This is a genomic window from Streptomyces violaceusniger Tu 4113 (assembly GCF_000147815.2).
In the GTDB taxonomy this organism is placed as follows: domain Bacteria; phylum Actinomycetota; class Actinomycetes; order Streptomycetales; family Streptomycetaceae; genus Streptomyces; species Streptomyces violaceusniger_A.
This window is the reverse complement of sequence record NC_015957.1, coordinates 6,959,606-6,971,724: the sequence shown is the minus strand read 5'-3', so window position 1 is coordinate 6,971,724 and position 12,119 is coordinate 6,959,606. Positions and strand designations below refer to the sequence as shown.

Annotated in this window: 12 protein-coding genes and 1 pseudogene; 5 read left to right on the top strand and 8 right to left on the bottom strand. The window is 70.4% G+C overall.

Translation table 11 applies throughout. The features are described 5' to 3' along the window. The first annotated feature begins 66 nt into the window (after positions 1–66). A complete protein-coding gene (locus STRVI_RS28340; protein WP_014059062.1) occupies positions 67–750 on the top strand; it encodes a TetR/AcrR family transcriptional regulator in 684 nt (227 codons plus the stop codon). A 26-nt stretch (positions 751–776) separates the two neighbouring features. On the opposite strand, the gene STRVI_RS28335 is transcribed toward STRVI_RS28340, so the two are convergent. Both STRVI_RS28335 and STRVI_RS28330 read right to left on the bottom strand, forming a co-directional pair. Continuing rightward, complete coding sequence (locus STRVI_RS28335) at positions 777–1,466, bottom strand: hypothetical protein (RefSeq protein WP_050993770.1); 690 nt, start codon at positions 1,464–1,466, stop codon at positions 777–779. Between the two features lie 106 nt (positions 1,467–1,572). After that, a pseudogene (locus tag STRVI_RS28330) lies at positions 1,573–2,649 on the bottom strand (chitinase); the annotation flags it as partial. Between the two features lie 266 nt (positions 2,650–2,915). On the opposite strand from STRVI_RS28330, the gene STRVI_RS28325 reads away from it, so the two are divergent. Then, positions 2,916–3,401, top strand: a complete 486-nt coding sequence (locus STRVI_RS28325; RefSeq protein WP_208949179.1) for a GlcG/HbpS family heme-binding protein — start codon at positions 2,916–2,918, stop codon at positions 3,399–3,401. 82 nt (positions 3,402–3,483) lie between these two features. Here the strand turns inward: STRVI_RS28325 and STRVI_RS28320 are convergent, their stop codons facing one another. The 3 genes from STRVI_RS28320 to STRVI_RS28310 form a co-directional block, all read right to left on the bottom strand. Next, positions 3,484–4,872, bottom strand: a complete 1,389-nt coding sequence (locus tag STRVI_RS28320) for a WD40 repeat domain-containing protein (protein ID WP_167543228.1) — start codon at positions 4,870–4,872, stop codon at positions 3,484–3,486. 107 nt (positions 4,873–4,979) lie between these two features. After that, positions 4,980–6,437 carry a WD40 repeat domain-containing protein gene (locus STRVI_RS46590; RefSeq protein WP_014059057.1) on the bottom strand — a complete coding sequence of 486 codons (1,458 nt, stop codon included), beginning with the start codon at positions 6,435–6,437 and terminating at the stop codon, positions 4,980–4,982. 78 nt (positions 6,438–6,515) lie between these two features. Continuing rightward, a complete protein-coding gene (locus tag STRVI_RS28310; RefSeq protein WP_014059056.1) occupies positions 6,516–7,172 on the bottom strand; it encodes a hypothetical protein in 657 nt (218 codons plus the stop codon). A gap of 522 nt (positions 7,173–7,694) precedes the next feature. Between STRVI_RS28310 and STRVI_RS28305 the strand changes: the two genes are divergently transcribed. From STRVI_RS28305 to STRVI_RS28295, 3 genes are all read left to right on the top strand, one after another. Further along, positions 7,695–8,228 carry a hypothetical protein gene (locus STRVI_RS28305; RefSeq protein ID WP_014059054.1) on the top strand — a complete coding sequence of 178 codons (534 nt, stop codon included), beginning with the start codon at positions 7,695–7,697 and terminating at the stop codon, positions 8,226–8,228. 236 nt (positions 8,229–8,464) lie between these two features. Beyond that, entirely contained in the window at positions 8,465–9,007 is a 543-nt protein-coding gene (locus STRVI_RS28300) for an NUDIX hydrolase (protein WP_014059053.1), read from the top strand. 456 nt (positions 9,008–9,463) lie between these two features. Beyond that, a complete protein-coding gene (locus STRVI_RS28295; RefSeq protein WP_208949178.1) occupies positions 9,464–9,775 on the top strand; it encodes a hypothetical protein in 312 nt (103 codons plus the stop codon). Positions 9,776–9,890: 115 nt separating this feature from the next. Here STRVI_RS28295 and STRVI_RS53735 read toward each other — a convergent pair whose 3' ends face one another. From STRVI_RS53735 to STRVI_RS28280, 3 genes are all read right to left on the bottom strand, one after another. Further along, positions 9,891–10,229, bottom strand: coding sequence for a MerR family transcriptional regulator (locus STRVI_RS53735; protein WP_014059052.1), 339 nt, complete (start codon positions 10,227–10,229; stop codon positions 9,891–9,893). 88 nt (positions 10,230–10,317) lie between these two features. Beyond that, positions 10,318–10,782: an FmdB family zinc ribbon protein gene (locus STRVI_RS28285; protein ID WP_014059051.1), complete on the bottom strand. Its 465-nt coding sequence runs from the start codon at positions 10,780–10,782 to the stop codon at positions 10,318–10,320. Between the two features lie 13 nt (positions 10,783–10,795). Further along, a complete protein-coding gene (locus STRVI_RS28280) occupies positions 10,796–12,085 on the bottom strand; it encodes a hydroxyacid-oxoacid transhydrogenase (protein WP_014059050.1) in 1,290 nt (429 codons plus the stop codon). Positions 12,086–12,119 lie beyond the last annotated feature (34 nt).

Below are 12,119 nucleotides of genomic sequence, written 5' to 3'. Positions count from 1 at the left end.
GTTAGTACAACACCGTTCTCTTAATAATGCAACGCCGTTGCCTTACGGGTTCCTATGATGTGAGGCATGACGACGCCTGCCTTCCAACGTGCCCGCAGTACCCAGGCCAAGCAGGCGCGGGAAGAGGCGATCCTGGACGCGGCCCGTACGCTCGGCCGCCGGCGCGGGGTCCGGGACGTCACCCTCACCGACATCGCCGCGGCCGTCGGGATGCACAAGTCGGCCCTGCTCCGCTACTTCGAGACGAGGGAGCAGATCTTCCTGCTGCTCACCGCGGAAGGCTGGCGGCAGTGGTCCGCCGACCTGCGCGGCGATCTCGAACGGAGGGCACACGCCACGCCCACGGAGGTCGCCGAGGTGGTCGCCGCCACGCTGGCGGCTCGCCCGATGTTCTGCGACCTGCTGGCACAGGCGCCATTGAACCTTGAGCGCAATGTCTCGATCGACTCGGTGCGCGCCTTCAAGCTGGGGACGTTCAAGGAGATCGAGCTGATCGACGGTGAACTGCGACGACTGCTCGGGCTGACCGAGTCGCAGACCGTCGACCTGATCGCCGCGGCGACCAGCATGGCCGGGGCCCTGTGGCAGATGGCCACCCCCGGCCCGCGCCTGCGGGAGCTCTACGAGACCGACCCCCGGCTCGGCCACGCCGTCGTCGAGGTGGAACCCCGCCTGCGCCGCGTCCTCGCCGCCTTCCTCACCGGACTCGACGCGGGCCCCTCCACGACGGCCTCGGTCGACACCCCGTAGCCAACCTGCGGCTCTCTGCGAGGCGCTCAGGCTCCGGGTCCGAGGGGCCCGTCGCCCCCGCCCCGGCCCCATGCCACCGTCGTGGTGATCCGGGTGACGCTGGGCCTCCGGGGCACCGAACCGAACCCGAAGCGCACCGGGGGTTCGACGGGCGCCGGCGCGCCGAGGTCGGCGCCCTCGAAGACCGCCGACACCGCGTCGATCGGCCTCAGATCCCGCGCGCCGTACCACTCACGGCGACCGCCCCCGGCGCTGCCGCGAGTCCGCACACCGGACAGCAGCAGGCGGGCGGGGAAGTCCAGCAGCGCGCTCCAGGCCGGACGGCGGGCGAGTGCGCCGGGCACGGCACGCAGCAGAAGTCCCAGGGGCCCTCGTCGGCCCATGGTGAAGCGCATGTCCAGTGGCCCGGCCGTGACGGTCCAGGTGTCCGCCTCGACGCGCACGCGGACCGGCACGATGCGCACCGCGTCGAAGGTGTAGGTGAGGGCGATGAAGTCCGCGGTCTCCGGTGTGGGAGCGAGCAGCAGCCGTTCGCCGTCGGCTCGATCGAGCATCACATCGCTGAACGGCCCGAACGGCGACCGCTCCCAGTGACCCAGCACGATGCGCGTCCCGGAGGAGGTGCCGGTGCCCGCGATCCATCCGTCGAAGCGCAGCCGCGTGGGGCTGGTGGCCTTGCCGCGTTCTCGGCTCACACCGGGTGGGTCCCCGCCCATGGCCTGCGGAAACACGCGTCTCACGGACATGCCCCGCAACCGGTGTGGGGCGCGGGGCCGATCCCGGCGGCCCCATGCCCCACACCGTGAAGTGTCGGATACGGCTTCAGCCGCCGTAGTAGGCGTCGAAGTTCTTCGCGAACTCGCCGCCGTTGAAGCTGTCCCAGTTGATCGACCAGGCCATCAGCCCGCGCAGGGCGGGCCAGCTCCCATGGGGCTGGTAGCCGCCGCAGTCGGTCTTCTTCGTCAGGCAGTTCAGGGTCTTGGTCACTTCGCTGGGCTGGGTGTGGCCGTTGCCCGCGTTCGGGCTCGCGGGCAGGCCGATCGCCACTTGGGACGGGTCCAGCGGCGGGAACACGTTGTTGGTGTCGCCCGCGACGGGGAAGCCGGTGAGCAGCATGTCGGTCATCGCGATGTGGAAGTCGGCGCTGCCCATGGTGTGGAACTGGTTGTCGAGCCCCATGATCGGTCCGGAGTTGTAGTCCTGGACGTGCAGCAGGGTGAGGTCGTCCCGCAGTGCGTGAATGACCGGGAGATACGCCCCGGCGCGCGGGTCCTGGCCGCCGAAGGGGCCCGACCCGTAGAACTGGTAGCCGAGCTGCACGAAGAACGTTTCCGGGGCCATGGTGAGGGTGAAGTCGGATCCGTACTTCGCCTTGAGCGACTTCACGGCCGAGATCAGATTGACGATCGCGGGGGTCTTCGGGTTCTTGAAGTCGGTGTCGCCGTCGTCCAGCGACAGCGAGTGGCCCTCGAAGTCGATGTCCAGGCCGTCCAGTCCGTACTTGTCGATGATCGCGCCGACCGACTCGACGAACTTGTCACGGGCGGCGGTGGTGGTGAGCTGCACCTGGCCGTTCTGCCCGCCGATGGATATCAGCACCTTCTTGCCTGCGGCCTGCTTGGCCTTGATGGCGGCCTTGAACTCGTCCTCCGACTCGACGTTCGAGCACTCGGTCTGCGGGCAGAGGCTGAAGCGGATGTCGCCGGAGGTGGTGGAGGTGGGTTCGCCGAAGGCCAGGTCGATGATGTCCCAGCTGTCGGGGACATCGGCCATTCGGGTGTATCCGGAGCCGTTGGCGAAGCTCGAGTGCAGATAGCCCACGAGCGCGTGCTCGGGGAGTGCCGCCTTCGCGGTGGCGGAGGTGGTACCCGCGTCGGCGGTCGTCGCCGTGACCGTGGCGAGCAGTCCGGCCGTGGCGACAGAGACGCACATGCCGGTCAGAACCCTCTTGCTCAAGGGGAAACGGAGGCTCATGGGGACCGCTCCTTGGTGTGGGGGGAAGGCGGAGCCGAACCGAGGTGGGACGGGATGATCGGACGGCGTGGGGGGAGGCTGCGCGCCCACGAGAAAACAGGACTAGACCAGTGAGTGTCAATGGTACGGTCCAATTTCGAGGTCCCGCACCAGGTCGCCGCGGTCGGTTCCCGCCCGCGTGAGGCGCCTGGTTGCTTTTGACTGCCGGGGATCTCACCGATAATTTCGCATCCATGTCTGATACTCCGCGCCTTCCTGGGCTGAAGCTGGCCGATGCGGATGGGTTGGTACAAGCCGCGTTGGCGGTCGGTGCGGAGCGAGGTTTCCCTCCGCTGGCCGTGGCCGTTGTCGACGTTGCCGGAGAGGTGATCGCCCTGCGGCGAGCCGATGGCGGTATGCCGATGACCAGCCGCATTGCCGTGTCCAAGGCGCGTACCGCGTTGCTCGCGCTGAAGTCCTCCGGCCGGATCGACCTCCCCGGGAGCATCGTCGACAGCATCCAGCACCTCTACGGCGGCGACTTCGTCCCGTGGGCCGGCGGTGTTCTGGTCACCGACGGTGAGTTGATTCTCGGTGCCGCGGGCGCGTCCGGTGCCCATGCCGTCGAAGACGAAGAGGCCGTGCACACGGCGGTGCAGCGGTGGCAGGAGAGCCGTTTGGTGGACGGCCAGGACTGATGCCGGGCGCGGTGATGCCAAGCCGCCTTCGCGAGGCACGAGTTGGGCGGCCCGCGGCACACAGGGCCACTCCGGACCGGGGCTACTCCAGACGCCACAGGTGGATCGTCTTGTCCTGGAAGCCGAGGGTGGCCAGCGTGCGGCCGTCGGGGCTGAAGGCGAGTTGGGCGATGGACGTGGCTCCGGGGACGGAGATGGTGGCTCGGCGTTTGCGGGTGGCGGCGTCCCACACGTGCAGGCCCGAGTAGTCGGCGGTGAGGACGCTCTTGCCGTCCGTGGCATAGGCCAGACCGGTGACGGAGCCGACGTGGCTGTCGAGGGGCCCGCCGCGCTCCTTGCCGGTGAGCGGGTCGAAGAAGCGGACGTCGTTGGAGCTGCCTGCGACGGCCAGGGTGGTGCTGTCCGGGCTGAAGGCCATGTGGTTGGAGCCGCCGAAGAAGTCGTTCGGCGGTTTCGGGCGTTGCGTGCGGGTGGCCACATCCCATAGCCGCACGCCGTCCATGCCGGACTCGTCCACGCCGGCGAGGGTCTTCCCGTCCGGGCTGAACACCAGCTTGTCGGCGCCTTTCGACTCCAGGGGCGTGGCCTTCTGCCGATGGGTGGCCGCGTCGTAGAACCGGATCTCCTGGTCGATGAAGCCGCTGGTGGCAAAGATCGTGCCGTCCGGACTGAAGGCGATCGTCTCGAAGGACAGGAAGGGGTCCTCGTGTTTCGCGATCTCCTTGCCGCGCGGGCGCAGGGTGGTGGCGTCCCAGAACTGGGCCCTGCTCTCGTGGCCGGTCGCCACCGTCCGGCCGTCCGGGCTGAAGGCCACGCCCTTGAAGACGACGAGCGAGGAGAGTAGGGCTTTCGCCCGCTGCTTGCGGGTGGCCACGTCCCACAGCCGCAGCACACCGTCGTGGGCTTCGCTGGAGGCGAGGGTCTTCCCATCCGGGCTGAAGCGCAGCGTGCCGATGTCGCCCCGGTGTCCCTTGAGCGTCGCCAGCGGGCGCAGCCCGGGATCGGCGGGGATGGCGACGGGCGGGGGTGTCCGCGCGGGCGTGGGGGACGGGTCGCCGGAGGTGTGCGTGCCGGGCTTGGCGCGGGCGGTGTCCTTCGCGTCGTCCGTGTCGTCGTCGAGGAGCGCGATGGCGGTGGGTACGGCCACGGCGGCCATCACGACGGCCGCGCCCGCGCCGACGAGCAGACGGCGCCGTGAGGGTGGCGGGGCGTCCGCCTCCTGGAGCGGCGCGTCGGGAGTGGCGGGGAAGTGGGGCGGGGGCTCCGGCGGGATCCTCGGTGGGTGCGAGGGCGGTCCGTTCAGCTCGTGGCGGAGGCGTTCGCGTTCGGCCAGCAAATGGTCGCGTTCGGCGCGGAGTTGGCTGAGTTCCTCGGCGTCGGCGTTCGCTTCCGTCGTCCCGTCCGGCCCGGTTCGCCCCGTACTGGATGCGGCGCCGCGTCCGTCCTCCGGCGAGGGTTCTCGCTCGTCCATGCCCGCTACCGCCATTCCCTGTTCCACTCCCTGTGATGTGCTTGCCGCGAGACCGCGAGACCGCGAGACCGCGAGACCGCGAGACCGCGAGACCGGGCGACCGGCGTCTACTCGATCCGCCAGAGCCGGATGCCATGGTCCTCATAGCTGCCGGTGGCCAGGGTCAGACCATCCGCCGTGAAGGCCGTGGGCTGGGACAGGCGGGCGAGCTCCAGGGGCTTCGCGCGTTCCTTGTGCGTGGCCGCGTCCCAGAAACGCAAGGTGAGCCCGCTGTAGAAGCCGAGCGTGACGATGGTTTTGCCGTCCCCGCTGTAGGCCAGCGCGCTGACACCGACGGTGCGGGCGCGCAGCGGCTCGCCGCGCGGGGTGCCGGTGGCCGTGTCCCACAGCCGTACGAGGCCATCGGCGCCCACACTCGCGCTCACCACCAGCGTCGTGCTGTCCGGGCTGAACACCATGGCGCCGACACCACCCTGGTGTCCGGTCAGTGTCTCGCCGCGTCGTCTGTGGGACGCCACGTCCCACAACCGCACGACCCCGTCGCCGACATGGCTGCTCACGGCCAGGGTCGCGCCGTCCGGACTGAACAACAGGCCATCGACACCGCCCTCGTGTCCGGTCAGCACCTTGCCCCGCTGTCTGCGCGACGCCACGTCCCACAGCCACAGGTCCTCGCCGTCCGTGCCACCCGTGGCCAGCGTCCTGCCGTCCGGGCTGAGGGCGACCACCTCGAACGGCCGTAGCGTGTGGTCCGACAGCTCCAGTGACCTGCCGCTTTGGCGGAGGGACGGTAGCTGCCAGAACTGCGCCCTGTCCGCACCGCCGGTGACGAGCGTCCCGCCGTCCGGGCTGATCGCCGCGGACTGGAAGGCGGCGAGGGCCGAGGTCAGCGGCGCGTGGATCCGCCGGTGAGTACGGACGTCCCACAACTGGAGGTTCCCCACGTCGGCCTCGCTGGAGGCCAGAGTCTGCCCGTCCGGGCTGAACCACAACCCGCCGACGGTGCCGGTGTGGCCCCTGAGGGTGGCGATGCGGCGGATCGTGGGGTGGGCGGGAATGCTCGTCACGGGCCGGGGGCGGGCGCGGGGGGAGGAGGAAGAGCCGTCGTCAAGAGCCAGGAGCGCGGCGGTGGTTGTGCCCGCGGCGACCACGGCGGCCCCACCGGCGATGAGCAGGCCGCGGCGGGAAATCCCCGTACCGCGCGGCTGCGCGGAGGGAGGGGCCGAACCCGGAGGGGCGGACGGGGCGTACGGAGCGGCCAGGGTTGGCGGCTGCTGGGGTACGCGGGCGGCGAGTACGCCATCCGCTGCTTTCCCCGCACCCCCGGCCACCGCCTCCTCAGGGGCGGGGCCGGGCAAGTCGGCTCCGGCGGCGGCCCGTTGCTCCTCCACTTGGAGCCTGAGCTGGGCGACCTCCTCCCGGAGGCGATCGCGCTCGGCCCGTAGCCACTCGCCCTCATGCTCCCCGGAGCCGGAGCCGGAGCCGGAGCCGGAGCCGTCGCCGGAGCCCGAACCGGCGCCGGAGGGGACGTTCTCGCCCGGAGGGTGGGCCGTCCGCTCGTCCATGTCGCCACTCTTCCCGTCAAGGCCGTCGGTCGTGCCGACGACCGGTACCGCCGCGGTCGCTGCACGCGCCACCGCTGATCAGCCGAGCCGCTCCTCGATCTTCGAGAGCTGCAGCGTGGGCCACTTCTTCACCATCGCGTCCTCGTCCTCCTTGCTCACCTGGTCGCTCCCGTCCCAGACGATGGCCTCCACGACGACCGTCTCGATCCGGATCGCCAGGACCGTAACGCCCGGGGCCTCGAAGGACCGGCCCGCATCCCCCAGATCGGACGAGTGCTCCTTGGCGGCTGGGATCTTGTCGATCGCGTCGCGGTTGGCAGCCACCAGTCCGTTCCAGGCTGCCTTCGCCGCGTCCTCGTCGTCGTAGGCGAGGACATCGGACTTGACCCGGAAGAACACGTTCTCCGACCGCTCGAGCACGACCATGCCCGCCCCGTGGAGGTGTCGGCACGCCCAGCCGCCCCCTTCCTTGCGCCACTTCCGGCACTGCTTCTCCAGGTCGGCGCCGGCCAGCACGGATCTGCCGTCCTTGTTGCCGGTCGGCACCGACAGGGACCCGGTGAGCCCGTCGTGCGGGATGAACCCGGGCAGGTCACGCTTGGTCGGCAGCACCGCGTCAACGTCGCCGGCGTCAAGAGTGGGGGCGGGCCACAACAGATACGCGCCGAAACCGGCCAGCGCCAGCACCAAGGCCGCCACACCGACCAGCACGCCGCGGCGCGTCATTCGAACCATGCCGCCACCGTAAGGACCCGCGTCGGGACCGGTCCCGACCCCAGCGGTAGGGGACCTCGCCCCCGCCGGACGAGCGGGCGGTACTGCGCTCACGCTCCCGCTTGACCTTCACACTGATGTGAGGGCCTGAGACTCGCAGGGCGCGGCTGGAACGCAGCCGCAGTTCACGTGTTCTGAGGAGGATCAGTCATGGTCTCGATCGATGTCCCCGCCTTCTACCAGGAGTGGGCGATCCGCAGCGGTGGCATCTTCGACGCGGCAGCCGGGAAGGGGCCCGCGGTGGTGGCAGAGTGACCGGACGGCCGGAACCTGTTCTCCTTCCCGGGAAGGCTGGGTGGACCGTCACCGTCCTGGCTCGCTGACGCCGCCTCACGACAGATAGTGGTCCCAAGGTCTGACTCCCGCCTTCGCCCGTGCGCCCCGAGACGTACGCCGTCGCGTTCTCCGGATGGATGTGGCCGTGGGACGGTGCGTGGCAATCTCCGGGGTGTCGGACCAAGCGCGCACACGGGAGCCGCCGTCATGTCCATCAGCCTGTCGCCACCCGCCCCCTCGCACCTCATGACCGCCGCGCCTGTCCCCTCGTGGGCCAGGCGCGTGGCGGCCGCGGCCTTATGGGCATCCGCGCCGTCCGCGCTCTGGCGGCTCGCCGTGGTGCTCGGCGTTCCGCTGGGGCTCGCCGAGTCCGAGTACGACTCGATGCTCATCCCCGGCTGGGGGTATCTCGTCGTGCCGTTGCTGTCCGCCTTCCAGGAAGCCCTGGCCTTTCTGACGCTGGGGCTGGTGCGGCCATGGGGCGAGGTGTGGCCGGGCTGGATCCCGGGTCTGCGAGGCCGCCGTATCCCCGTATACGCCGCAGTCGTGCCCGCGGCGCTGGGGGCACTCGCCTGCACGATCTACGGTGTGCTGTTCATGTGGACCACGCTGCACGCCGACATGGAGATCACGCGGTGGGGGGAGTGGCTGATGAACGTCTGCTACGTGCCGTTGGTGGCGTGGGGGCCGCTGCTGGCCGTCGTCACCGTGCACTACTACCGGCGGCGCACACACGGCTGAGCCGCGTGTGCTCGACCACTTCAGCTCACCCGATCCAGCACCTTGACGATTGCTCCGCAGGGAGTGTCGCCACGCCATAGCCGTCAGCCGTCAGCCGTCAGCCGTCAGCCGTCAGCCGTCAGCCGTCGGGGCGCGGGAGGGATGTTCAGGTGGTTGAGGGCTCTGCGGATGGTGGATGTTCATAGTGACGCGCGCGCCCGACTACTGGCGGCCGAGACCGCCGATTGGGAGTGACCATGGAAGACGCCACACCACCGCCGCATCAGCCCCGCACGGAAGGTATGCCCGTCGCCGCCTGGGTGCCCCGTGAGGAGTGGGTCAAGACTCAGCCCCAGGCACTCATCGCCTCCTGCGTCGTACTTCTCGACCGCCAGGGCGGGGTTCTCCTGTTGCGCTACGGCCCCGGCCAGCCGAATGCCGGAGACTGGTGGCTGCCGGGCGGAATGCTTGAGCACGGCGAAGACCCGTGGACGGCGGCATGGCGGGAGACGCATGAGGAGACCGGCGTCGAACTGAGCCCCATCCCGAGGCTGATCGGCATCGACCACCGAGCGGACGTCGGAGGCACCGGACCGGTCCTCGACTGCTTCTTCTACGGTGGAACCCTCTCAGACGGAACCTCGATCAGCCTGAGTCCTGAGCACGATCGGTACGCCGTCTTCAGCCTGAACGAGCTGGCGGACACGCCACTCGCCGGGCATGCGGGCAGCCTTGAAGCGCTCCACACCGCCGCCGCATCGGGGACAGTCGTCTGCTTCCGCGAAGGACAACCGGTGTAGTGGGTCGGCCGGATCCAAGGGCTCCACCTCACAGTGATCCGCTCTTCTGGGCCTGATCTGCGCGAGTGTGAGTGCGCCATGTGAACCGCGAGTCCCGTACGACGGAAACCGGCAGGCCACGGCAGCCGGCTGGCTGGGAACTCTCAGAAAACTCACAGAAAGCGGCCACCGGCACCCTGCGGAGTCGCTTGCCCTCAACCGCGGTTGAGCCAGCACGCTGATCGCGTCGTCACCGCATTCACTCGGAGCGAGAGATGCGATCGCGCCCCGCACGGGCCACACCGGAATGCCCAGCCGAATCCGTACCCGAATTTCCATCTGCGGCACCCACCGGCGCCCGTCCCCGCGCGGTCCTGGCCATGGCCTGCTCCGGATCGTTTGGCCCCTGGCGGTACGGATCGGAGCCCGCCGCGCCGCCATGCTGTGCTGTGCGCTGGGCGCCGTGGCTTCGCCGGGGTGGCCGCGGGCACGGGTCTGCACGCCTCGTACACGGTCTCGGTTCTGATCCCGGGCGCTGTCTTCGGGTTCGGGACGGCCGCGGCGTTCACACCGATCACGGTGGCGGCCACCGGCGGCCTGCCGCCCGACCGCAGCGGCCTGGCCGCCGGGCTCCTGAACACCGTACGGCAGACCAGCGGGGCACTCGGGCCGGCCGTGCTGAGCACGCTGGCACTGGCCGCCGGTTACACCGCCGCGTTCGCCGTGTCGGCCGGTTGCCTGGCGGCCGCGGCGGCCGCCGCGCCGCTCCTGATCCCGCGCGGGTTCTGACCCTCCACGCGGTCGCCGACCGCACCACCGCTGGAGGCGGCATCGCCCGGCGGGGAGTCCTCGCCGGGCAGGCTGACGAGGGCGCGGAATCCCGGGCAGCGCTCGGGGCCACCCTCTACCGGCAGGCGTGCAGACGGTTCAGATAGTCGAGCGCCTCGTCCAGCTCCGCCCGCCGCCGCTCGCACTCGGCGATCAGCTCGGGCACGGCCTCCCGCCGACCCGGCCCGTCGCCGAGCATCTCGGCGATGTGCTCCACGCCGATCAGCCCGGTCGTACGCCACTGCTTGATCAGCGCCACCCGGTAGAGCTGCTCGGTGTCGTACCACCGCTGCCCCGCCCGCCGGGTCGGCGCGACCAACTCCCGCCGCTCCCAGTAGTGGAGCGTCGAGAGCGGCAGGCCGAAGTGGTCGGCCACGTCACGGATCGGCGTCAGCCCGTCGTTCCCGCTGCCCATGAGACCTCCATCGAACCCGACACGCATCGAAGTCAGGTAACCCTAACCATGTATCCGTGTCCGCTTTCGGGATCGGTCCGCCGAGGGCTCAGTCGCCTGCTGCGGGGCGGCTCTTGGCGCTCCCGTGAGCGTGGCCATGGTCATGGCCGTGTGCATGCGAGTGCCCGTGAGAGTGGCCGTGCCCGGCCCCCTCGGAGGGAGCGGATGGTGTGTCGCCCGCGCGCAGCGGGGCTCCCTCGTATCTGCCTTCGTGAGCGACGATCGGCCGCCGGTCGCCGGCGAGTTCGGGGTACTTGTCCTCCAGCTTCTGCCGGGATTCGGCCGTGCGCCGCAGGTCGGTGACGTAGTCACGGTCGCCGCGATACGTTCCCTTCCAGGTCTGCGGCATCCGCTCCGGCGGCGGTGGCACGGTGGCGGCGCCACCCAGGGCGAAGCTGCTGGGTATCTTGCGGGTGGCGCCGCCGCACTCCGGGCAGCTCGGCAGCGGTGCGGTGTACGACTGGATCACCTCGAAGCGGTGTCCGGTCTCGCAGGCGAGTTCATAGATGGCCATGGGGTCCCTCACATCACCAGAGCGTCAGAGAGCGGTCGAGGATGCCGGCCACGTCGTCCTCGGTGACCGTGCGCGGGGCGGTGGACAGCAGTCGCTGCTGCTTCATGGCGCCTTCCACCAGCGCCGGGATGTCTCCCTCGCCGTAGCCGACACCGCCGATGCCGTTGGGCATGCCGATGTCGCGCATCAACTGCTCGATCGCGGTGGGCAGATACTCGGCGGGGTCGGCGGGGCGTTCCATCCCCGGGGCGAGGAGTTCCGCGGCCCGCAGATGCCGCTCGGGCCGGGCGGAGAAGGTGAAGCGGAACGCCTCCGGCGCGGTGAGCGAGACCGCCATGCCGTGGGGCACCATCGGCTCGTGTGCGGGGTAGCCGGCGGGGTGGAAGTCCTTCACCCGTCCGGCGATCGGGTAGGCGTTGGCGTGGGGGATGTGGACGCCCGCGTTGCCGAATCCGAGGCCGGCGAAGGTTGCCGCCAGCGCCATGTCGGAACGCGCCTGGGGATTGTCGCCGTCGCGGACCGCGGTGCGGAAGGACTGCGCGAGCAGGTGCAGCGCCCGTTCCGACCACGCGTCGGAGATGGGATTGGCGCCGCAGTACGGCACGCGCTGCTCGGGGCGCTTGTGCGGGTAGGTGTCGTACGGGCGGGCCGTGTAGCTCTCCAGCGCGTGGCACAGGATGTCCATGCCGCTGGCGGCGGTCACCCCGGCGGGCTGGGTGAAGGTCAGGTCCGGGTCGATGACCGCGAGCGTGGGCCGCAGGCGGGCGTGGCTGATGCCGGTCTTGACCTTCAGTTCCAGGACGTCGAGCACACAGATGGTGGTGCTCTCCGCGCCGGTTCCGGTGGTGGTGGGAACCGCGACCAGCGGCCCCAGCGGGTTCGCGGGCGCCAGCGCCCTGCCCACCGGCGCGTTGATGTAGTCCATCAGCTCGCCGGGGTTGGTGCTCAGCAGGTTGACGGCCTTGGCGGTGTCGATGCTGGAGCCGCCGCCCACCGCGACGAAGGCGTCCCACGGGCCCGACGCCAGCGCGTGGTCCACGGCCTGCCGCAGGCTGACGTCGGTGGGCTCCACGTGGACGCCGTCGAAGACGTGGGCTTCGATGCCGAACGCGGTCATCCGCTCGGCGATGCGGTGCGGCGCGCCGGTGGCGGCCACCCCCGCGTCGGTGATCACGAGGACCCGGCGGGCCCCGTGCTGGGCGAGGTCGTAGCCGATCTCGTCGGATGCTCCCGGCCCGAACTTCAGCGCCGGGGCGCCGTAGGTGAAAACGGACTCGGGTCCGGCCGGAGCGGTGGTGCTCATACGCGTCCCTCCTGGGGATCGGTTGGGTCCCAGC